A 21626-nucleotide genomic window follows, 5' to 3' on the forward strand; every position below is an offset into this window, starting at 1 on the left:
GCCTCAGGCCACTGGCTTGTCTTCCAGCTCCATCCAGCCCGCCAGCACCCGATAGGCCTCTTCCACGCCCAGGCGCTTGGGCGCCGAGAACAGCTGGATGGTGACACCGTCGCCCCAGCCCTTGCGAATTTCCGATTGCACCTTCAACAAGGTGTTCTTGCCCGCGCCGTGGGTCAGCTTGTCGGCCTTGGTCAGCAGGATGTGCATCGGCATGCCGCTGGCCTTGGCCCAGTCGAGCATCATCTTGTCGAAATCGGTCATGGGGTGGCGCACGTCCATCATCAGGATGATGCCGCGCAGGCACTCACGGCTGCCCAGATAAGCTTCCAGGTGCTTCTGCCAGTGCTGCTTGAGCGGAATCGGCACCTTGGCATAACCGTAACCTGGCAGGTCGACCAAACGCCGTTCATCGTCCAGACTGAAGAAATTCAACAGCTGGGTGCGCCCGGGGGTTTTCGAGGTGCGCGCCAGGCTGGCGTGAGTCAGGGTGTTGAGGGCGCTGGATTTGCCGGCGTTGGAACGGCCCGCAAAGGCCACCTCGTAGCCCTGATCGTCCGGGCATTGTTCGACCTTGGCTGCGCTGAGGGCGAATTTGGCTTTCTGGCAGAGGCCGAGGATGGGGTTCTTGACTTGCATGGGATATCCGATGTGGGTGTTGCCAAAGCCTAGGCCGGCAAGCGGTGTCGTTTCCGTTTGGCTGACAGAAGTATATAATGCCCCAGTTTTTGTGTGCCCATTCTCCCAGCGAAGGGGAACGGGCATGGGGTGCCGAACTATAGCTTGCGCATCAGAACGCAGCGCGTCCCCCAACCCTGTCAGGTCGTTTCGCCTGGCGAAATGGCTGCTAGCTGTCGGTATGTTCCTGCCGTATTTCAGCGCACAGGCTACACAGGATGCCGAGGTGTTGTACAACCGCACGTGTGCGGCTTGCCACACCGGGCAATTGCCCCAGGCACCCAGGCAGGGTGACCGGGCAGCCTGGGAGCCAAGGCTGGCGCAAGGTATGGATGTACTCGTCCGGCATGTGACCCAGGGTTTCAAGGCTATGCCGCCGCGTGGATTGTGCATGGACTGCAGTGCCGAGGACTACCGTTTGGTCATCCTTTGGATGAGTGGCAGTCCCGATACATAACATTTCACCCTTAGCCGTGTTGGATTAGCTGATGAACAAACTAGTCGTGAGTCTGCTGTTGACCCTGGGTGTCGCAGGTGCGGCCACTGCTGCGCAACCTATCAAAGGCGATGCCGCTGCCGGCCAGGCCAAGACGGCCGTCTGTGGCGCCTGCCACAACCCCGACGGCAACAGCCTGGCACCCAACTTCCCGAAACTGGCTGGCCAGGGCCAGCGCTACCTGGAAAAACAACTGCACGACATCAAGTCGGGCAAACGTACCGTGCTGGAAATGACCGGCATGCTGGCTGCTTTCAATGACCAGGACCTGGCCGATATCGCCGCCTACTTCGCCAGCCAGAAAGGCAGCGTGGGGGCTGCCGACCCCAAACTGGTCGAGCGCGGTCGCGCGCTGTTCAATGGCGGCGACCTGGAAAAAGGCATGCCCGCCTGCACCGGCTGCCACTCGCCCAATGGCGCGGGTATCGCCCTGGCCGGTTTCCCGCACTTGAGTGGGCAGCATGCCCAGTATGTGACCAAGCAGTTGACCGACTTCCGTGAAGGCAACCGCACCAACGACGGCGATGCCATGACCATGCGCACCATTGCCGGCAAGCTGAGCAACCACGATATCGAGGCATTGGCCAGCTATATCCAGGGCCTGCACTGACTGGCGGCGCGGTCCTGCAGGTGCTGCACATGCCTTCAGGGGCCTGGCATTAACTTTCAGTTAATGTTGCAGGCTAATGATGAAAGGGTGGCTGGGCTACCCTTTTTTCAGTGCGTAGCCGGTACACTACAGAACTCAAGCCCTTCCCGGCCTGTCTCAAGGCAGGTCGCGTAGTGGCGACCCATGATTGCTCAGGAGTAAAGCATGCGTAAACTGATTCTCAGCGCTGCGCTGGTCGCCGCCAGCGCATTCGGTATGACAGCGGTGCAGGCCGCAGAGCCTGCCACTGCCGGCAAGGAATATATCGAGCTGAGCAACCCTGTTCCGGTTTCCGTGCCTGGCAAGATCGAAGTGGTTGAGCTGTTCTGGTACGGCTGCCCTCACTGCTACCATTTCGAGCCGACGCTCAACCCTTGGGTCGAAAAACTGCCCAAGGATGTCAACTTCAAGCGCGTACCGGCCATGTTCGGTGGCCCATGGGATGCCCACGGCCAGATGTTCCTGACCCTCGAAGCCATGGGCGTTGAGCAGAAGGTGCACGCGGCGGTGTTCGATGCTATCCAGAACCAGCGCAAGCGCCTGACTGACCCGCAAGAAATGGCCGACTTCCTCGCCACACAGGGCGTGGACAAGGACAAGTTCCTCGCCACCTTCAACTCGTTTGCCATCAAGGGCCAGATCAACCAGGCCAAGGAACTGGCTAAGAAGTACGAAATCACTGGCGTACCGAGCATGGTCGTCGACGGCAAGTACCGCTTCGACCTGGGTACCGCAGGTGGGCCCGAAGGCGTGCTGAATGTCGCCGACCAACTGATCGCCAAGGAGCGCGCCGCTAAGTAAGCGGCGTATCCCATGCCCCGCTTCAGAGCTACGCGTGGCATTGGCCTGCACCAGCCGCAGGTCAACGAGCATCACCTGCAGGCACCCGGCCTGCCGGACGATGGTCGCCTGCGGCTGCTCAGCTTCAACATTCAGGTCGGCATCAGCACCGAGCGTTATCGGCATTACCTGACCCGTAGCTGGCAGCACCTGCTGCCGCATAACGGGCGCGCCGGCAACTTGCAGAAGATCGGCAAGCTGTTGAGCGACTTCGACCTGGTGGCCCTGCAGGAGGCCGATGGTGGCAGCCTGCGTTCCGGGTTCGTGAACCAGGTCGAGCATCTGGCGCAGCTGGGTGCCTTCCCCTACTGGTACCAACAGCTCAACCGCAACCTTGGGCGTTTTGCCCAGCACAGCAACGGCGTGCTCAGCCGCCTGAAGCCGCAATTGCTCGAAGACCACCCGTTGCCGGGCCCCGCCGGTCGCGGGGCAATCCTGGTGCGGTTCGGTGAAGGCGAGGATGCGCTGATCGTGGTGATGATGCACCTGGCCCTCGGCGCCAAGACCCGCGCCCTGCAATTGGGCTATATCCGCGAGCTGATTGGCGGCTACCGCCACCAGGTGCTGATGGGCGACATGAACACCCACGCCACCGACCTGCTCGAGCACTCACCCCTGCGTGACCTTGGCCTGGTGGCCCCGCAGGTCGAAGCTACCTTCCCCAGTTGGCGACCCCAGCGGTGCCTGGACCACATTCTGCTCAGTTCCAGCCTTACACTGGAGCGTGTCGAGGTGTTGGCCCAGCCTATTTCCGACCACCTTCCGGTGGCGGTAGAGATCCGATTGCCTGATGCATTGACTGTGGATACGCTGCCGGCCTTGAGCTGAATCAGCCAAGGCGTCGCACGCCCTCAAGTGTTGGGCGTGCGCGCCGACAGCGTGTAATCAGACAGCCCCAGATGTATCACCCGTCGCGGATCCAGGCATGACCGAAGAAGCCGAGCGCTGGAAAGAAAAATACCTCAAAGCCATCGAGCAGCAAGAAAAGCTCGAACGTCGTTGGGACGCCCGTCTCGACTTGCTGCGCCGTGGCCTGGTGCGCAGTACCCTGGCTGCCGAAGGCAGTGACAAGGTGGTCGACGCGTGCATGAAAGAGATGCGCGAGGTCATTCGCAGCGACAACATGGATGCTGGCCTTGCCGGGCTGATTCCGCGCCTGGAGAAGGCGGTGCTGGATTCGGAGCAGCGCCGCGAAAACCGCATGAACCAGGTTGGCGATGCCCTGGCTGCACTGGTGGGCCAATTACAGAACCTGCCGCTGCCTGGTGATATTGCCCGGCCGCTGAAAAAGCTGGCGAAGAAGCTCGATGGGGGCGTTACCCAGTCACGCGACCTGCCGCCATTGCTGGGTGAGCTGAGCGGTTTGCAGGGGCGTGCGCTGGCCGCCTTGGGCAAGCCGGGTGAAGAAACCCGCCCCGGTTTTCTGCAGCGGTTGTTCGGCAGCCGCGATGACGATGCCCAAGCGGAGCCGGCGCTTGTGCCCGAAGCGGTGCCGGGTGCCCAGGCTCCACCGCACGCAGCGCCACCCAGACCCGACGCCGACCCGAATGTTGATATCGATGCGTTGCAACCGTTGCCAGCACCTGCTGCACCGGCGGCCGAGTTGCCCGCAGCGCCCGAGCCAGCGCCAGAAGCAGCTGGCCCCGCGCTGATCGATGCGGCCGAAATACCCGCATCGCCAGTGCCGCAGCCAGATGAAGCGCCTGCTGCCGAACACGTGGTCAGCCAGCTGCTGCCGGAGCCTGCACCGCTAGCGGAAATGGAACCAATGTTCGGCGAAGACGGCCCTTATGCCCTCCCCGACGCGGTGGAGCCGCCGTACAGTCAGGTCGCTGCACACATCGAGCAAACCTTGCTCGGCCTGCTCGACGACCTCAGCCTGCCCGAGCGGCACAAGGCCCAGGCACTGGAGATGCGTGCGCGGGTGGCCCGCGGCCTGAACTGGTATGAGCTGATCCCGGTACTGGATGACCTTGCAGTGCTGATGCTGGCGATCACGGACAGTGGCCAGCATGAATTTGAAACCTACTTGCAGCAGCTCAACGAGCGCCTGGAGGGGTTCCAGAGCCATCTGCATGAAGCCAGCGCCGGCCATGCCGACAACAGCAGTGCCGCCCGCGCGCTGGACACCCAGTTGCGCGAGCACGTAGACGGGTTGCAGAGCAGCGTGCAAGGTGCCGCCGATGTCGACAGCCTCAAGCACATCCTGGAGAACCGCCTGGAAGGCTTGTTGGTGACCATGGACGAGCACAAGCACGAGCGTGATCGCCGCGAGCAGGAACTGGCCAACCGCCTGCAGGGGTTGTCGGAGCGTGTGGCAAGCATGGAGCACGAGGCACTCGGTTACCGCGAACATCTGGAAGAGCAGCGGCAAAAGGCCCTGCTCGACCCGCTCACCGGTCTGCCCAACCGGGCGGCCTGGAGCGAGCGGGTGGAACGGGAAATGCTCGAATGGCAGGCCCAGGGCGGCCATCTGGCCATGGCGATCCTCGACCTTGACCATTTCAAGCGCATCAATGACAGCTATGGGCACCTGGCCGGGGACAAAGTGCTGAAGATCGTTGCCGGCCAGTTGCGCAAGTGCTTGCGCGGCCGTGACTTCATAGCCCGGTTCGGTGGCGAAGAGTTTGTCCTGTTGCTGCCGCAGACGGCCCCGCCGGCGGCTGCGCAAGCCGCTGAACTGCTGCGGGCGACCATCGAGGCCTGCCCGTTCCACTTCAAGGGTGAACGGGTGGTGATCACCACCTCCATCGGGTTGGCGGCGTTCCGCGCTGGCGAGCGCGCAGACCAGGTGCTCAAGCGCGCCGACACCGCGTTGTACCGGGCCAAGGAACTCGGGCGTAATCGCGTGGAACAAAACTGATGGGCAGCCACTGACTCGCGGCAAACATTGCTGCTGGCGAGCACGTTATACTGTAGCGCTCTTACGCCGAGGCCTCCGACGTGCTTTCCACGCTGAAAAAAACCCTGATCACCTTTCTGCTGTTCACCGTCGCCGGTTGCTCCACGGGCCTGCGCATCGACCGCAGCCACCCTTCGGCGAACCAGGACAACCGTATCCAGTTCGTTGTTTTGCATTACACCAATGCCTCGCTGGAACGCTCGCTGGCATTGCTCACCCACGGTGAGGTCAGTAGCCATTACCTGATTGGTGATGGCCCGGCGACGGTGTACCAGTTGGTGGACGAGAGCCGTCGCGCCTGGCATGCCGGTGACAGCCAGTGGCAGGGGCGCACATGGCTGAATTCGTCGTCCATCGGCATCGAAATCGTCAACCCAGGCTTTGCCGACACACCCAACGGGCGGGTCTGGTACCCCTATAGCGAGGCGCAGATCCAGGCGCTGATCGCGTTGCTCAAGGACATCGTCAAACGTAACAATATCGAGCCCCGGCATATCATTGGCCACAGCGATATCGCCCCATTGCGCAAGCTTGACCCGGGCCCTTTGTTCCCGTGGAAACGCCTGGCCGATGCTGGGTTGGGGGTCTGGCCAGATGCCAACGCCGTGGCGCAGCAACAAGCGTACTTCAACGTCAACCCGCCCAGCGTTGGCTGGTATCAGCAGGAGCTGGCGCGGTTTGGTTATCAGATCGAGCAAACAGGCGTGCTCGATGTAGCCACCCGGCATGTCATCGCTGCCTTCCAGATGCGCTTCCGCCCGCAACGTTTCGACGGCATGCCGGATGCGCAGACGGCGGCCATGCTGCAGGTGCTCAACCGGACCCGTTGACTGTCACCAGGCCGCGCGCGGTGACAGGGGCGTTGCCCGTGCTGGCCGGGGCCTGGCATGGGCAAGCGAAGCGCTAAACGGCGCAGGTGATTACTGATTCAGTTGCTATACCTTAGTTATCAACTGGATGCCGTCCATGTCGTCTGCCATTGGCTTGCTGCGTCAAATTTTCTACCGTCCCTGGATGCTCGCCACGCTGGCAGCACTGGCCAGCGCCGCCCTGTTGCTTTCTGCCAGCGTCGGCATCGCCCTGCAGCAGCTGAAACAGAGCGAAACCGAGCAGATGAACGCCCAGGGCGAGCGTTTTCTCGAGCGCCTGGAGCAGGTATTCGGCCAGCTGCGCGAGGGTGTCGACCAGTTGCAGGCACAGCCGCTGCGTGGATGCAGCCCGGCCATGTTGGCGGCCTTGCAGCAGGTGGGCTTGAGTTCGCGCTTCATTTACGAAGCGGCCTACGTGGACGGCAATGTCGCCTGTTCAAACCGGGGTAACGAGCGCGCGTTCGTGCCCTTGCGGCCGCCGGACATCAAGGGGCCGGTCTACAGCTACTGGCTCAACACCACCACCGAGCCGAACGAGAACCTCGCCGCGCTGATGCTCGGCCGGGGCAGGTTCCTGGTCTCGACCTCACGTGGGCACCTGACCGATGTGGTCGACCTGCCACCGGGTGGCAGCCTGGTGGTAGTACTCGACAACGGTGCCCGCGCCATTCCGGTCCTGGGCCCGCCACCGGTATGGCCGCCGCCCTCGGCCTGGTCGCATAGCCACAAGTCGCTGCTCGAACTCAGTGACCGCCTGATCTACCGCATGCCAACCAAGTCGCCTGACTACCAATTGGTGCTGATCGCGCCGCGTGTCAGCTTGCCCCTGCGCATGAACGGCATGCTCTGGCTGTTGTTCCCGGGTAGCGTATTGGCCGCCTGCTTCATCGGCTGGCTGGTGTTGCAGCTGATCTTGCAGCGGCGCTCGATGAGCTCAGAGCTGCAGGGTGCACTGCGCCGTGGCGAGCTGCAGGTGCTCTACCAACCGATCATCGAGCTTGGCAGCCGGCGTTGTGTGGGCGCCGAGGCCCTGGTGCGCTGGCGCCGCCCGGACGGTACCTTGACCAGCCCCGACCTGTTCATACCGCTGGCGGAAGACACCGGGCAGATCCGCCAGATCACGGACTTCGTGCTGCAACGTGTGCTTGAACAACTTGGGCCGTTGCTGCGTTCGCACCCCAACCTTTATATCTCGATCAACCTGGCGGCTTGCGATGTGATGGAGCCGCGCATCGGCCGAGTATCGGCGCGCCTGCTGGCGTTGCACCGGGTGGCGCCCAGCCAGATTGCCTTCGAGGTGACCGAGCGGGGTTTGATCGACGTGGTAGTGGCCCGCGAAAATCTGCAGGCACTGCGCGCCGCAGGGCATCAGGTGCTGATCGACGATTTTGGTACTGGCTATTGCAGCCTGGCTTACCTGCAGACGTTGCCGGTGGACTGCCTGAAGATCGACAAGGCGTTCATAGACGCTCTTGGCCATGATGCCGCCAGCAGTGGCGTTGCCCCACACATCATTCGCATGGCCCACGACCTCCACCTGCGGGTGATTGCCGAAGGTATCGAGAGTGAGGACCAAGCGGCGCTGTTGAGCGGTGAAGGGGTCAACTACGGCCAGGGCTGGCTATTTGCCCGGCCGTTGACGGCCAGGCAGTTTGCCCAGATGGTCACACGCGGGCATCTGCCGCGACGACCCGCGTAGGGTGTAGGCGTGCGTCAGACTGGCAATGCCATATAGAACTGCGTGCCCTGCCCCGGCCGCGAAAACACGCCCATGCGCCCGCCATGCAGTTGCACGATCTCCTTGCACAGCGCCAGGCCCAGCCCCGCCCCACCTTTTTTGCGGCCAACCTGCACGAAGGGCTCGAAAATGCGCCCTTGCTGGCCGTAGGCGATGCCTTCGCCGTTATCCTCGACACTGATGATCACCCGCTCCGCATGGCGGCGGGCGTGCAAGCGGATGCGCCCGCCCTTGGGGGTATGGCGGATGGCGTTGTGCAGCAGGTTGTCCAGCACCCGATCAAGTTGCGCGGGGTCGGCTTGGATGCGCGGCAGTGGCTGCTCCAGGTCGCTGACCAACTCGATCTGCTTGTGCGCAGCCTGGTCGGCAACCCGCAGTTGTGCCCGCTCCACCAGCTCGTCGATGGCACAGGGAGCCAGCTCCAGTTTCTGTAGCCCGCTTTGATAGCGCGAGAAGTTGAGCAGGTCGTTGATCAGTTGGGTAAGGCGCTGCATTTCTTCGCCGATGGTTTCCAGCAAGTCATTCTCCCGCGCTTCTGGCGGGAACTTGACGCGCTCGCGCAACAGGCCGAAGGCCATGTGCATGCCGGTAACGGGCGTACGCAACTCATGGGAGGCGCGCAGCACGAATTCACTGCGCACACGCTCGAAGGCGCGCTGCTCGGTTACGTCGTGCAGCACCATCACTGCGCCAAGAATCGGCCCCTGTGGGTGGCTGACCGGGGTCAGGCTGTAGGTAAGCAGGCGCGATTCTTCATCCACCTCCATGTTCAGGTCGTCTGGTGGCCGGTCCAGGCTGCCGCCCCGCAGCACTTGGCGCAGCTGCTGTTCCAGCTCTGGCCGTTGCAACGCTTCGGCAAGGCTGCTGCCTACCCGGCTGTCATTCCAGCCCAGCTGGCGCTGGGCTACCGGGTTGAGGTGTTCCAGCCGGCCCTGGCGGTCGATGATCAACAGGCCATCGTCGATGCTGTCCAGCACCGCCTGCAAGCGTTGCTGGCCGGCCAGCAGCTCGTCGACGTTGGTGGCCTGGTGCTTGCGCAAGGCATCGGCCATCAAGCCGAAGCGGCGGGTGAGCTGGTTGAGTTCGGCCGCCTGGGTGACTGGCAGGGTGACATCGAAATTGCCCTTGCCCAACTGGTCGGCGGCCGTGGCCAGCGCCTCGATCGGCTGGCCGAAGCGCCGCGCGATGTTGTGCGCACTGATAAAGCCGAGTACCAGCACCACCAGGCCCATCAAGCCCAGCACACCGCTGACCAGCAAGGCGCGGTCACGGCTGCGCTCCTCGCTGCGGGTAATCAGGTCCAGGGCCTGCCTGTGGGAGTCGATCAGGTCGGTGCGGACCTGATTGAATGCAGCGCCCAGCGGCTGGTCCACACCCATGCTGCGGGCAGGGGCCGGGCTGTCGCGGTAAGCCTGGAGGAAGGCTTGATAGTTGCTGTTGGCTTTGCTGAAACCGGTGCGCTCGCCGCCTTGCTCCAGCCCCTTGGCCAGAAGGGACTGGAAGTTGTCCTGCAGCGATCGCAGGTTTTCCGGGGCGGTGTCGTCATCCAGAATCAGGTTCAACTGCTCGCCAAGGTTCTGCCGCAGCTTGAGCCCCACCTCCAAGGAGTGGGTGGTGTCGCGCACCAGTTGCTGTTGCATCGTGGCCATCTGCAGAACACTGACCAGGCCCAGCAGCAGACCGAGCAGCGCCACGGTGACCAGTGCCGAGATACTGAGGAAAAGCCGCGTGCGCAGCTTCATGGGTGGCCATTTCATAAGTTGTATTGCTTGCGTTTGCGGTACAGGGTGGAGGCGTCGATGCCCAAGGTCTTCGCGGCCTGGTCCAGGGTGTCGCTGGCGGCCAGTACGGCACCGATGTGCGCACGCTCCAACTCGTCGAGGCTAAGCGCGGCGCCAACGCGTGGGGCGTTGCCAGCCGGCTGCTCACCCATGCCCAGGTGGCTGATTTCTACCCGCTCTTGCGGGCATATGATGCTGGCTCTTTCCACTACGTTGCGCAATTCGCGAATGTTGCCGGGCCAGCGGTAGTTGAGCAGCGCCGCGCGGGCTTCTTCACTGAAGCCGCGTGCTGGCCGGGAATACTCCTTGACGAAACGGGCGAGGAAGCGGTCGGCGAGGGTCAGAATGTCCTCGCTGCGCTCGCGCAGGGGCGGTAGGTGCAGGGTGATGACGTTCAGGCGGTAGAGCAGGTCTTCGCGGAAGCGGCTTTCGCGCACCATCTCTTCAAGGTTGAGGTTGGTGGCAGCCAGGATGCGCACGTCCGCCCGGCGGGTAACCGGGTCACCCACGCGCTCGTATTCCTTGTCCTGAATGAAGCGCAGCAGCTTGGGCTGCAAGGTCAGTGGGAAGTCGCCGATCTCGTCGAGGAACAGCGTGCCGCCGTCAGCCTGGCTCACCCGCCCAAGCGTGCTTTCACTGGCGCCGGTGAAGGAGCCGCGGGTATGGCCGAACAGCTCGCTCTCCATCAGCTCCGCATTAAGCGACGGGCAGTTGATGGTCACACAGGCTTTGCGTGCACGCTTGCTCCAGCCATGAATGGCGCGGGCCAGCTCGCCTTTACCGGTGCCGGACTCGCCGAGGATGAGGATGTTGGCGTCAGTGGTCGCGACCTGGCGGGCGGTTTCCAGCACGGCCATCATCGCCGGGCTGTGTGAGTCGAGGCCGTCCTTGGGTTTGCGTACTTCACCTTCCAGCGCTTCGAGGCGGGCCGAGAGTTGCCGCACTTCCAGTTGCTTGGCGGTGGCCAGGCGCAGTTGGTCTGGGCTGCAGGGCTTGACGAGATAGTCGGCGGCACCCGCCTGGATGGCGTCCACTGCCGTGTCGATTGCCGAGTGCGCGGTAACGATCACCACGCGCATCCAGGGCGCCTGAATGCGCATCTGCGCCAGTACATCAAGTCCGTTGTCCTCACCCAGGCGCAAATCCAGGAAGCACAGGTCGAACACCTGGCGCTGCAACAGGCTCTCTGCCTGGGCGGCGCTATTGGCGGTGGCCACGCTGTAGCCCTCGTCCTCCAGGCAATAGCGGAAAGTGCGCAGGATCGCGGACTCGTCATCCACCAGCAGAATGCGGCCTTGGTTGTCCTGGGCTGATTCCATTTCCTGCGCTCCTTAAGGGTAGATCTTTATTTAGTGTGGGAAAAATCGGGCAAGTTGCATGGTCAATTCTGAAGGATTCTGTCCTTTGCATGCTAGCCAATGGCTAAACGACGCCTTCAGGCCCCATTTCCCGGTGCTTTGCTTAGAGGCATAGGGTGGCACATTGGTTGCGATGATTTTCAGCTTTTGCCTACAAAAGGAGGTAACGCCATGACCTTTGCCCTACGCAGCGCTGTGTTAGCAGCCGCTTTGCTTCCCGTGTTCACCCCCGCTCTCGCGGACCCCGTGCATGACGCCCGGCTTGAAGGGGCGCTGCAAACGGCGTTGTCGCTAAACCGCATGCTCAACCCGTTCCGTATCAAAGTCGAGGTAGACGGCAAACAGGCGCGGCTTTCCGGCGAGGTAGAAAACGAGGTGGAGCGCCGGTTGGCCGAAGACGTGGCCTTGGCTACCCGAGGTGTCGAGCAGGTCGATAACCAACTGCAGGTCAACGCTGAACTGGTCGAGCGCCCGCTCGAGCTGCGGGCCTATGCCCAGCGCCTGGAGGACGCCACCCTGGCAGCGGTGATCCGTGCGCGGTTGCTGTGGAGCCGTACCACCGAGAAGGCTGCAATCGAAGTGCAAAGCAGCGAGGGCGTGGTGACCTTGCGGGGTAAAGTCGACAGCGCCGAGGCCAAGGAGCTGGCGGGCGTGGTGGCGCGCACAACCGATGGCGTGCACATGGTGAACAATCTTGTCAGCCTCGACAGCGCTGCCATGGCCAAAGCGCGGGAAACCCCTGTGGGGACACCAAGCGGCCCGCAGCCAAGCGACCCCTGGATCATCGACAAGATCCAGAGTAGCTACCGCTACAGCCGCAACCTTGATGGGCTGAACCTCAAAGTGGCCAGTGAAGAGGGCATGGTGCGGTTGTCCGGCGAGGTGGTCAGTGCGGAGCAAAAAACCATTGCCGTGGAAATGGCCCGGCAGATCATTGGCGTGCGGGGGGTGGATGCCGATCTGCTGAAGGTCGCGACCAAGGTCGAAGGCTGATCGTGCAATTCGCACGACCCCAGCATGGCCATCGTGCAGGATACGTCCTGATACGCCTGTGGCCAAATTGTTAAGTTATTGTTTTTAAAGGGTTTTTATTTATTTATGAGGCTGGCATGCAGGCTGCAATTACCTGTTCAGGTTTGAACAAAAATTACAGCAGGAGGAGCCGGCATGAATCGCCAGTCCGTCAACCACTCGCAAGTCGCCACTCTGTCACTGCGCCACCTGGTGTCGGTAGGGATCGCACTGGTTTTGACCTTGGCTGCCGGCCTCTTCTACTACAGCTGGCAAACAGCGCGTCTGGCCGACCAGGTGGCTGCACAGACAGCTCTGCTGAGCCAGATCCAGTCGACCCGGGCCAACAGTTTCGTCAAGGCGGCGGACCCGTTGCCCTCCCAGGGCAAGGCGGCATCGCCGGCCACTCTGGAACACGTCGTGCCTCAAGACCGCTGGGTGTTCTAAGGCGGACCGTTTGAAGTTTTGAAAAAGAAAGGAGAAACACCATGCTGAGCTGGGCTATCACTTTCCTCATCATCGCCATTGTCGCTGCCGTTCTGGGCTTCGGTGGTATCGCCGGCGCTGCTACAGGTATTGCGAAGATCCTGTTCATTGTCTTCCTGGTCCTGTTTGTAGCCTCCTTCTTCTTTGGACGCGGTCGAGGTTGACAATGAGCAGGAAGCTACACACTGCCCTGGCTGCTGCCCTGCTGATGGGTAGCAGTGCAGCGGCACTGGCTGCCAATGATGGCCAGGTCCGTGCCAACCAGCTGCTGGGTTCGGACCCGGAATACCGGGAAACCTGGCAGGACACGATCAAAGGCGAGGAGCGCCTGCCCGATTGGGTGGTCAACCTCACTGGCAGCTCGGAGCAGCAAATGTCTGCTGTTACGGAAGATGGCGACGAGTACTTGGTCGGCCCCCTGTGCGAGGCCCAGGACAAGTGCACCTACAAGCGCCTGATCGTTGCGTTCAGCTGGGACAAGGATGATGCCTACGGCATGCTCGTGGAGGTGCCTGAAGGCTTGCCCAAGGACAAGTCGCCAACCCGGCATGCGCAGTACCGCTGGCTGGGCAAGCCGGATGACGGCATGAAGACGATGCTGCAGGAGCAGCTCAAGCGTGACCCGAATTGGTACTGAGCCGTGGTTGCCAGTGCCGGTGAGTGGTCACCCACTGACACGAAATAGAAGCTGAACCTTTGTAGCGTTCAGCCTTCTATGATGCGCCGCCCCGAGGAGGGGTTGCACATGACCAAGGGGCCGGGCTGTTCTGGTTGAGACATGATCGGAGTGGCCTAGGGGTACAGGGAGTGCCTCCAGCGTTGGGCCGGGTCAGGAACGGCGGAATCGGAAGCTTCAGGTCGGCGGTATCGCTGGGATACCCAAGCCGACCTGACTTCCGAGGAGCCACGTAGGAAATGCCTCTTTCCTTGCGCGTGTTCTTCCCCGAGACACATTTTGTCTCGACCGTACATCAAATTTTTTCCCTCCGTATCGACTCCCTCACCTGTGGCATTTCGGCCATTCGGATTGTCGAACGCGTCATATTTGTCACTTCTTTTTAGAGTGCCAGATCCGCCTGAATATGGCTGTCTCGTCTTGTTCGGGATCCCGAACGTTATAAATCAACGACTTACAAACCTACCTCGTCGGTCGAAAACGGTATGCATAACCTGCATGGGGTATGCGCTTCAGGCATTAGATTTCCCCCCCTGCCATCGCAATAGTTGCCGCCTTTTTCGCTGGCCAGGGCGCCCTGTCGCTCGCCTGCGGTGTCCTTACATAACGTCGCCGGACGGAAACCGTTATTGCGTGTGACTTGGCCAAGGGCTCTGTCACGCCTGTTTCCACCCGGTGTCATGACCACTAGAACAAAGGGTAAAGACATGAAGAAGGCAAAACTGAGCCTCGCCTGGCAGATCGTCATCGGTCTGGTGCTGGGTGTTGCAATCGGCGCGCTGCTGAACCACTTCAGTGCAGAAAAGGCCTGGTGGATCAGTAACGTCCTCCAGCCCGCCGGTGACATCTTCATTCGCCTGATCAAGATGATCGTCGTCCCGATCGTGATTTCGTCGCTGATCGTGGGTATCGCCGGGGTTGGCGATGCGAAGAAACTGGGCAGCATTGGCCTGAAGACCATCATCTACTTCGAGGTGGTGACCACGATCGCCATCGTCGTCGGCCTGGTGCTGGCAAACCTGTTCCACCCCGGTGCCGGTATCGACATGAGCACGCTGGGTACCGTGGATATTTCCAAGTATCAGGCGACCGCGGCCGAAGTGCAGCATGAGCACGCCTTCATCGAGACCCTGCTCAACCTGATCCCGTCGAACATCTTCGCAGCGCTGATGCGTGGCGAAATGCTGCCGATCATCTTCTTCTCGGTCATGTTCGGGCTGGGGCTGTCGAGCCTGCAGGCAGAGCTGCGTGACCCGCTGGTACGTACCTTCCAGGCCGTATCGGAAACCATGTTCAAGGTCACCCACATGATCATGAACTACGCACCGATCGGTGTGTTCGCCCTGATCGCCGTGACTGTCGCCAACTTCGGCTTCAGCTCGCTGCTGCCGCTGGCCAAGCTGGTGCTGCTGGTGTACTTCGCCATTGCCTTCTTCGCCTTCATGGTACTGGGCCTGGTGGCTCGCCTGTTTGGCTTCTCGGTGATCAAGATCATGCGCATCATGAAAGATGAGCTGATCCTGGCCTACTCCACTTCCAGTTCGGAAACCGTGCTGCCACGGGTGATCGAGAAAATGGAGAAGTACGGTGCACCAAAGTCGATCTGCTCGTTCGTGGTACCGACCGGCTACTCCTTCAACCTCGACGGTTCGACCCTGTACCAGAGCATTGCGGCGATCTTCATTGCCCAGCTGTACGATATCGACCTGTCGTGGAGCCAGCAGCTGCTGCTGGTGCTGACCCTGATGGTCACGTCCAAAGGTATTGCTGGTGTGCCAGGCGTTTCGTTCGTGGTACTGCTGGCCACCCTCGGCAGCGTGGGCATTCCGCTGGAAGGCCTGGCCTTCATCGCCGGCGTCGACCGCATCATGGACATGGCCCGCACCGCGCTGAACGTGATCGGCAACGCCCTGGCGGCATTGGTCATCTCACGTTGGGAAGGCATGTACGATGCGGCCAAGGGTGAGCAGTACTACGTCTCGCTCATGGCTGACAAACAGCAAACTGCGGTGGTTGGCGAAGCGGCCAAGCGCTGAGTTCATACCCCGCTGTACAAAAAGCCCCGACCCGTCGGGGCTTTTTGTTGTCTGTGATGTTGCGCGGCCGCGGTCTGCAGCCTTGCGCCCCGATACGCTATCATTCGGGCACTTTTCTGGGGGAACACACGGATGCTCAATGGCCTTTGGCTCGGCTTTTTCCTGGTGGCGGCAGTGTCCGCCCTGGCCCAATGGCTGATAGGCGGCAACGCGGGCATTTTTGCGGCCATGGTCGAGAGCATCTTTGCCATGGCCAAGCTCTCGGTCGAGGTGATGGTGCTGCTGTTTGGCACTCTGACCCTGTGGCTGGGCTTTCTCAAAATTGCCGAAAAGGCCGGCATCGTCGAATGGCTGGCCAAGGTACTGGGCCCGTTGTTTGCGCGCTTGATGCCGGAAGTACCACCCGGCCACCCGGCACTGGGCCTGATCACCATGAACTTCGCGGCCAACGGCCTGGGGCTGGACAACGCCGCCACACCGATTGGCCTCAAAGCCATGCGCGCGTTGCAGGAGCTGAACCCCAGCAGCACCACGGCGAGCAACGCGCAGATCCTGTTCCTGGTGCTCAACGCCTCTTCGTTGACCCTGCTGCCTGTGACCATCTTCATGTACCGCGCCCAGCAAGGCGCGCCCGACCCGACCATGGTGTTCCTGCCGATCCTACTGGCCACCAGTGTCTCGACCCTGGTCGGGCTGTTGTCGGTGGCCGTCATGCAACGCCTGCGTTTGTGGGACCCGGTCGTACTTGCCTACTTCATCCCCGGTGCGCTGCTGCTGGGTGGCTTCATGGCCTTCCTGGGCACATTGTCGGCAGCGGCACTGGCCAGCTTGTCGTCGATCCTGGGTAACTTGACGCTGTTTGGCGTGATCCTGCTGTTCGTGGTGATCGGTGCGTTGCGGCAGGTGAAGGTATATGAAGCCTTTGTCGAGGGCGCCAAAGAGGGCTTTGACGTCGCCAAGAACCTGCTGCCCTACCTGGTGGCCATGCTGGTGGCTGTGGGCGTGCTGAGAGCCTCGGGCGCGCTGGAATTGGCGTTGGACGGTATTCGCCATGCGGTCAACTGGCTGGGCCTGGACACGCGCTTCGTCGAAGGCCTGCCGACAGCGTTGGTCAAGCCGTTCTCCGGGAGCGCGGCGCGGGCAATGCTGATCGAGACCATGCAGAGCCAAGGGGTGGACAGCTTCCCTGCCCTGGTGGCGGCAACCATCCAGGGCAGTACCGAGACGACTTTCTATGTGCTGGCGGTGTATTTCGGCGCGGTGGGCATCCAGCGTGTGCGGCATGCGGTGGGGTGTGCGCTGCTGGCCGAGTTCTCTGGTGTAGTGGCAGCCATCTGCGTGTGTTACTGGTTCTTTGCCTGAACGATCTGCAGGCCTGCACCGCATCAACGGGTAAACACTAGCGGGTTGTGCTGCTGCCTGCCTGGGCAATCGCCCACTCGACCACCTGCCCGGTGAGTAGATCGCACGCTTGGCCAAACCCGGCCACTACCCCGGCTACTTGCTTGTCTGCCAGCGGCTGGCGGACCTCGAAGCGCTTGCTGGCGAGGATACGCTGAGTGCGGCCTTGCACCAGCCGTGCGTCATAGCGGATCACCACCTCCACGGTGCCGTCCGCGCGGTATTCGCTCTGGAACGCCTGCAACTCGCCAGCCAGCTCGTAGTCAGCCTGCAAATTGCTGTCGTCGGCGCTCAGGCGCTGCACCTGCCCGTCGCGCTGGAAGCCGTCGAGCAGCCGGTTGCGCAGCAGCATCGGGGCCGGATCGCTCCAGCGCGCGCCCTTGTAGCTGCTGACCACATTGCCCTGCGGGATGACCGCAATCCGTGGGCCGGCCAATACCTCGCTGGCCAGCGGTTTGTTCAGGCGCAATGACCAGTCCAGCGGCGGCGCGCTGCGGCTGACCTGGTTGACGGGCAAGCGATACAGGTCCACAGGCTCGCTCGTGGGCAGGATCGAGCAGGCGCTGGCCAGCCCAATCGTGACCGCCAAAGCCACTAAGCGCAGCGACGATTTCATGGCTGGAACTCCTTGTTGTTGTCGCGGCCGAGCAGGTAGCCGCTGGGGTCTGCTTCCAGTTGCCGGGAAATGCTTTTGAGTGCGTTGAGGGTTTCGCGCAGTTCGCGGATGGCCGGGGTCAGCTGGTTCAGGCCCTGGGCGCCGTCGCCGATGGCTTCGCTGTTGTCCTTCAGCAGGCTGTTGATGGTGGCAGTGCTCTGCGCCAACGACTGCATGGCTTGCTCGGCGCTGCCGATGGCCTGCTTGCCCTCGGTGCCCAGCAAGCCATTGGCATTGCGCATCAGCACCTGGGTTTCGGCCAGGGTCGCGCTGGCCTGCTTGCCTACCTGGACCAGTTGCTCGATAGCCTGGCTGATGCTGCCATGCTCCCCGGCGAAGGCGCCGGTGGTCTTGTCGAGGTTGGCCAAGGTATTGCTGAGGTGGTCGATGTTGCCCTCGGAGAACATCTGGTTGGCGTTGTGCAGCAGCAAGTTGATGTTGGTCACCAGGTCGCTGCTGTCATTGAGCAGGCGCGAGATGGGCGATGGCGAGGCGATGATCACCGGCAGCTTGCCGTCTTTGCCTTTCAGCTCGGGGCTCTGTGGGGTACCGCCGCTGAGCTGGATGAACGAGTTGCCGGTCACCCCGGCCAGGGTCAGCTTGGCCTGGGTGTCTTCTTTGACTGGGGTATCGCCGCTAAGGCGCACCCGTGCCAATACCCGACGCGGGTCTTTAGGGTCCAGGCGCAGGGTGGAAACGTCACCCACCTTGATCCCGTTGTACTGCACCGGGCTGCCACGAGACAGGCCGGAAACTGCCTCGTTGAACACGACTTCGTAGTCCTTGAACGCATCGTCGACGCTGGACTTGGTCAGCCACAGGCCGAACAGCATGGCACCGGCTACCACCAGGACGGTGACCAGGCCGATAAGAACGTGATGGGCTCGGGTTTCCATTGCTCAGCGCTCCTGGCCAGTGCGGGTGGCGGCCTGTTCGGCTGCGCGCCCGCGTGGGCCGTGAAAGTATTCTTGGATCCAGGCGTCGTTGGTCTGTTCGACCTCGGCCAATGGGCCGGCCACCAGGACCTTTTTCTGCGAGAGTACGGCGATGCGGTCGGTGATGGTGTACAGGGTGTCGAGGTCGTGGGTGATCAGGAACACCGACAGGCCGAGCGCATCGCGCAGGGTGAGGATCAACTGGTCGAAGGCCGCAGCGCCGATCGGGTCCAGGCCTGCGGTCGGCTCGTCGAGGAACAGTATGTCCGGGTCCAGGGCCAGGGCCCGGGCCAGCGCTGCGCGCTTGATCATGCCCCCCGACAAAGAAGCAGGGTACTTGTCGGCCGCCGAGATCGGCAGCCCGGCCAATGCCAGCTTTACCCCGGCCAGGTGCTCGGCATCGGCGCGGGATAACCCGGCATGCTCGATCAGTGGCAGGGCAACGTTCTCGGTCACTGTCAGGGAAGAGAACAGCGCGCCCTTCTGGAACAGTACGCCAAAACGCCGTTCGACCAATGAGCGCTGCGTTTCGCGCAGGCCGGCCAGGTCCTGGCCGAACACCTTGATCTGCCCTTCGTTGGGGCGGCGCAGGCCGATGATACTGCGCAGCAGCACGGACTTGCCGCTACCAGACCCGCCCACCACGGCAAGGATCTCGCCGCGGTACAGGTCCAGGTCGAGGTTTTCATGCACCACTTGCCGGCCAAAGCGGTTACAGATGCCGCGGGCTTCGATCACGCTCTCACGTCGGTTCACCAGCCCATCTCCATGAAGAACAGCGCGGCCACCGCGTCGAGCACGATAACCACGAAGATCGACTGCACCACGGCCGAAGTCGTGTGTGCACCGACCGACTCGGCGCTGCCGCTGACCTTGAAGCCTTCCAGGCAGCCAATGGCGGCAATCAGAAAGGCAAAGAACGGCGCCTTGGCCAGGCCGACCAGAAAGTGCTGCACGCCAATATCGCTTTGCAGCAATGACAGGAACATGGCCGGCGAAATGCCCAGCGACAGGGCGCACACCACGGCCCCGCCGACGATGCCGCAAAGCATGGCGACGAACGTGAGCAGCGGCAGGGTAATCAGCAGCGCCAGCACCCGGGGTACCACCAGCAGTTCCATTGGGTTGAGGCCCAGGGTGCGGATCGCGTCTATTTCCTCATTGGCTTTCATCGAGCCGATCTGCGCGGTAAATGCGCTGGCGGTGCGGCCGGCCATGAGGATGGCGGTGAGCAACACGGCGAACTCGCGCAGGAACGAGAACGCCACCAGGTCGACGGTGAACACCGTTGCGCCGAAGTCGGCCAGCACCGTGGCGCCAAGGAAGGCCACCACGGCACCCACCAGAAAGGTCAGCAAGGCCACGATTGGCGCGGCATCCAGCCCTGTCTGTTCGATGTGGGCGACGACCGGGGTGATGCGCCAGCGGTGTGGCTGTAGGGCACGGCGTAGCAGCGTTTCGAGGATGACGCCGATGAAGCCGAGCAGTTGCATGCTGTCTTGCCACAGGGTGCCGACGGCGCAGCCTATACGCTCCAGCAGCAACAGCAGCACGTTGCGCTCGGGCTTCTTGACCGGGATGCAGTAGTCCTGGACCGATTGGTAGACATTCTTCAGCAGCGCCCGGCTGGCTTCCGGCAGGTCGTGGGTGCAGCGCGACAGGCGCTCGGTGCCGAGCAGTTCGGCCAGCAGCGACGCACCGGCCGTGTCCAGGCGCCCCAGCTGGCTGAGGTCGGCGACGGTGTCGGGGGTGTATTGCGCACGCAGCCGCTCGCTGTCGCGTTTCAGGCTGGCGTAGTGCGCCAAGGTCCAGTCACCGGCAATGCGCAGGCAGGCCGGTTGCCGGCTGGTATCCAGAGTGAGGCTGGGGGTGGTCATAGGCTCCATGCAACTGACTCGGCGCTAAGGCTCAGGGGCTGATCATAGCGCAGCAGGCCGGGGCTGTTTGGTGATTATGTGCTGTGTACCAGCAGGTATTGATTACCCGGCTGGCACATCGTCGACCACCTTGAAGCGCAGTACGCCAATCACTTGGCCATCCTCGGTCAGAACCCGCACCTGCCACCTGCCCGCCGGGTTGGGTGGGAAGTTCTGCTTGTGCGTCCAGGCCCGGTAGCCTTCCTTGCGCCCACCGTGGATGTCGAGGGCAATGCGGTCCACCTCCTGGCCGTCCTTCTGCCACACGTGGTAGATCCGCTCATTCAGGCCGCGTGGTGCGTTGATGGCGGTATAGGCGTACAAGCCGCTGCTGCGAATGCTGCTGGCGGCAATTTCGTGCAGCGACTCGCCTGGCTGGCGGTTCAGCACTTCGGTGCTCACCGCCACCTCGGTCATCCACAGGGTTGCCGGCGGTACCCAGGAGCGCAACCACCAGCCGCCAGCACCCACCGACAGCGTGACCAGCAACAAGGCCACAGCCCGGCGCCAGTTGTTGATCGGAAAACTGCTGGCCAAGCTGGGAAACGACAGCGCCATGGCGATGATCAGCGCCAGCTTGAAGCTTTGCGCGGTGGTCAGGTGGACGATGATCGGCAGCGCCGTGAGCAACGCAGCGAACAGGGTGAGGGTATGCAGCGCCAGGAACAGCCAGCGCCGCGGAGCGAGCCATTTGTAGTACAGCGGGTCGATGATCGACACCAGGCCGGCAGCGCCGAGCAGGCCGGTGAACACCAACTGGCCGCTGTTCCAGGTCGTGGTGATGAAGAAGAAGGGCAAAACGAAGAACAGTGTTTCCTGGTGGATCATCTGCGTGGCGTAGCGCAGCAGTGGCTGCGGGATTTCGCGGTTGAACGTGCGCGCGAACAGGCCGGTGAGTGTGTTTTCCAGCATCAGCCACACCCAGCTCACCAGCATCAGCACGGCAACCCAACTGGCCAGGCCGGCCTGGCGGTCGACCAGGATGAAGCTGCCGATGCCGGAAAGAAAACCCCCAAGCGCGATGATGCCGGGATAGCGTTTGAGCAGTTCGATGATGCGCTGGACGATGCGGGGGATCTGAGGCATTGGCTCTACAACAGGAGAGAGTTGGGTGGCTGTGCCGGCCGCTTCGCGGGTAAACCCGCTCCCACTGGATCACCACAGCTTCTGCAACAGTGGGGTCCCTGTAGGAGCGGGTTTAC

The 21626-nt window shown here is 62.3% G+C and carries 21 protein-coding genes; 13 read left to right on the forward strand and 8 right to left on the reverse strand.

Annotated features, from left to right (window positions below; all coding sequences use genetic code 11):
• Positions 1-3: 3 nt before the first annotated feature.
• A complete protein-coding gene (yihA, locus tag L1P09_RS00405; RefSeq protein WP_009683587.1) occupies positions 4-636 on the reverse strand; it encodes a ribosome biogenesis GTP-binding protein YihA/YsxC in 633 nt (210 codons plus the stop codon).
• A gap of 193 nt (positions 637-829) precedes the next feature.
• On the opposite strand from yihA, the gene L1P09_RS00410 reads away from it, so the two are divergent.
• The 7 genes from L1P09_RS00410 to L1P09_RS00440 all read left to right on the forward strand — a co-directional run bounded on the left by L1P09_RS00410 (position 830) and on the right by L1P09_RS00440 (position 8130).
• Positions 830-1132: a c-type cytochrome gene (locus L1P09_RS00410; protein WP_029886304.1), complete on the forward strand. Its 303-nt coding sequence runs from the start codon at positions 830-832 to the stop codon at positions 1130-1132.
• A 31-nt stretch (positions 1133-1163) separates the two neighbouring features.
• Positions 1164-1781 carry a c-type cytochrome gene (locus tag L1P09_RS00415; protein WP_009683585.1) on the forward strand — a complete coding sequence of 206 codons (618 nt, stop codon included), beginning with the start codon at positions 1164-1166 and terminating at the stop codon, positions 1779-1781.
• A gap of 204 nt (positions 1782-1985) precedes the next feature.
• Positions 1986-2621, forward strand: coding sequence for a thiol:disulfide interchange protein DsbA (dsbA, locus tag L1P09_RS00420; protein WP_054904503.1), 636 nt, complete (start codon positions 1986-1988; stop codon positions 2619-2621).
• 12 nt (positions 2622-2633) lie between these two features.
• The gene (locus tag L1P09_RS00425) at positions 2634-3488 is read left to right on the forward strand and encodes an endonuclease/exonuclease/phosphatase family protein (RefSeq protein WP_054904504.1); all 855 of its coding nucleotides are present in this window, start codon (positions 2634-2636) and stop codon (positions 3486-3488) included.
• A gap of 97 nt (positions 3489-3585) precedes the next feature.
• Complete coding sequence (locus tag L1P09_RS00430; protein WP_054904505.1) at positions 3586-5523, forward strand: GGDEF domain-containing protein; 1938 nt, start codon at positions 3586-3588, stop codon at positions 5521-5523.
• Between the two features lie 80 nt (positions 5524-5603).
• On the forward strand, positions 5604-6392 hold the full coding sequence (locus tag L1P09_RS00435; protein WP_029886308.1) for an N-acetylmuramoyl-L-alanine amidase: 789 nt from the start codon (positions 5604-5606) through the stop codon (positions 6390-6392).
• Positions 6393-6528: 136 nt separating this feature from the next.
• Entirely contained in the window at positions 6529-8130 is a 1602-nt protein-coding gene (locus L1P09_RS00440) for an EAL domain-containing protein (RefSeq protein ID WP_054904506.1), read from the forward strand.
• A 14-nt stretch (positions 8131-8144) separates the two neighbouring features.
• Here L1P09_RS00440 and L1P09_RS00445 read toward each other — a convergent pair whose 3' ends face one another.
• Positions 8145-9926 (reverse strand): KinB sensor domain-containing domain, encoded by a 1782-nt coding sequence (locus L1P09_RS00445; protein ID WP_009683579.1) that lies wholly within the window; start codon positions 9924-9926, stop codon positions 8145-8147.
• Positions 9923-11269, reverse strand: a complete 1347-nt coding sequence (gene algB / locus L1P09_RS00450) for a sigma-54-dependent response regulator transcription factor AlgB (protein ID WP_235768308.1) — start codon at positions 11267-11269, stop codon at positions 9923-9925. The genes L1P09_RS00445 and algB overlap by 4 nt, the downstream gene beginning before the upstream one ends.
• Positions 11270-11479: 210 nt before the next feature.
• On the opposite strand from algB, the gene L1P09_RS00455 reads away from it, so the two are divergent.
• The 6 genes from L1P09_RS00455 to L1P09_RS00480 all read left to right on the forward strand — a co-directional run bounded on the left by L1P09_RS00455 (position 11480) and on the right by L1P09_RS00480 (position 16879).
• Positions 11480-12301, forward strand: a complete 822-nt coding sequence (locus L1P09_RS00455) for a BON domain-containing protein (protein ID WP_054904507.1) — start codon at positions 11480-11482, stop codon at positions 12299-12301.
• Positions 12302-12475: 174 nt separating this feature from the next.
• Complete coding sequence (locus L1P09_RS00460; protein WP_029885352.1) at positions 12476-12766, forward strand: hypothetical protein; 291 nt, start codon at positions 12476-12478, stop codon at positions 12764-12766.
• A gap of 41 nt (positions 12767-12807) precedes the next feature.
• Positions 12808-12969, forward strand: coding sequence for a DUF1328 domain-containing protein (locus L1P09_RS00465; protein ID WP_003252966.1), 162 nt, complete (start codon positions 12808-12810; stop codon positions 12967-12969).
• Positions 12970-12971: 2 nt separating this feature from the next.
• On the forward strand, positions 12972-13442 hold the full coding sequence (locus tag L1P09_RS00470; RefSeq protein ID WP_192441368.1) for an inhibitor of vertebrate lysozyme family protein: 471 nt from the start codon (positions 12972-12974) through the stop codon (positions 13440-13442).
• A 746-nt stretch (positions 13443-14188) separates the two neighbouring features.
• A complete protein-coding gene (gene gltP / locus L1P09_RS00475) occupies positions 14189-15517 on the forward strand; it encodes a glutamate/aspartate:proton symporter GltP (protein WP_235768309.1) in 1329 nt (442 codons plus the stop codon).
• A 132-nt stretch (positions 15518-15649) separates the two neighbouring features.
• A complete protein-coding gene (locus L1P09_RS00480; protein WP_054911443.1) occupies positions 15650-16879 on the forward strand; it encodes a nucleoside recognition domain-containing protein in 1230 nt (409 codons plus the stop codon).
• A gap of 37 nt (positions 16880-16916) precedes the next feature.
• Here L1P09_RS00480 and L1P09_RS00485 read toward each other — a convergent pair whose 3' ends face one another.
• The 5 genes from L1P09_RS00485 to L1P09_RS00505 all read right to left on the reverse strand — a co-directional run bounded on the left by L1P09_RS00485 (position 16917) and on the right by L1P09_RS00505 (position 21510).
• On the reverse strand, positions 16917-17534 hold the full coding sequence (locus L1P09_RS00485; protein ID WP_054904509.1) for an ABC-type transport auxiliary lipoprotein family protein: 618 nt from the start codon (positions 17532-17534) through the stop codon (positions 16917-16919).
• Positions 17531-18469 carry an MlaD family protein gene (locus L1P09_RS00490; RefSeq protein ID WP_054904510.1) on the reverse strand — a complete coding sequence of 313 codons (939 nt, stop codon included), beginning with the start codon at positions 18467-18469 and terminating at the stop codon, positions 17531-17533. Before L1P09_RS00490 ends, L1P09_RS00485 begins: the two co-directional genes overlap by 4 nt.
• Positions 18470-18472: 3 nt before the next feature.
• Positions 18473-19264: an ABC transporter ATP-binding protein gene (locus L1P09_RS00495; protein ID WP_009683570.1), complete on the reverse strand. Its 792-nt coding sequence runs from the start codon at positions 19262-19264 to the stop codon at positions 18473-18475.
• Complete coding sequence (locus tag L1P09_RS00500; RefSeq protein WP_054904512.1) at positions 19261-20394, reverse strand: ABC transporter permease; 1134 nt, start codon at positions 20392-20394, stop codon at positions 19261-19263. Before L1P09_RS00500 ends, L1P09_RS00495 begins: the two co-directional genes overlap by 4 nt.
• A gap of 93 nt (positions 20395-20487) precedes the next feature.
• Positions 20488-21510 carry a DUF5924 family protein gene (locus L1P09_RS00505; protein ID WP_192441374.1) on the reverse strand — a complete coding sequence of 341 codons (1023 nt, stop codon included), beginning with the start codon at positions 21508-21510 and terminating at the stop codon, positions 20488-20490.
• Between the last annotated feature and the right edge of the window lie 116 nt (positions 21511-21626).

Origin of the sequence: Pseudomonas juntendi, from assembly GCF_021560075.1 — a bacterium.
Lineage (GTDB): Bacteria > Pseudomonadota > Gammaproteobacteria > Pseudomonadales > Pseudomonadaceae > Aquipseudomonas > Aquipseudomonas juntendi.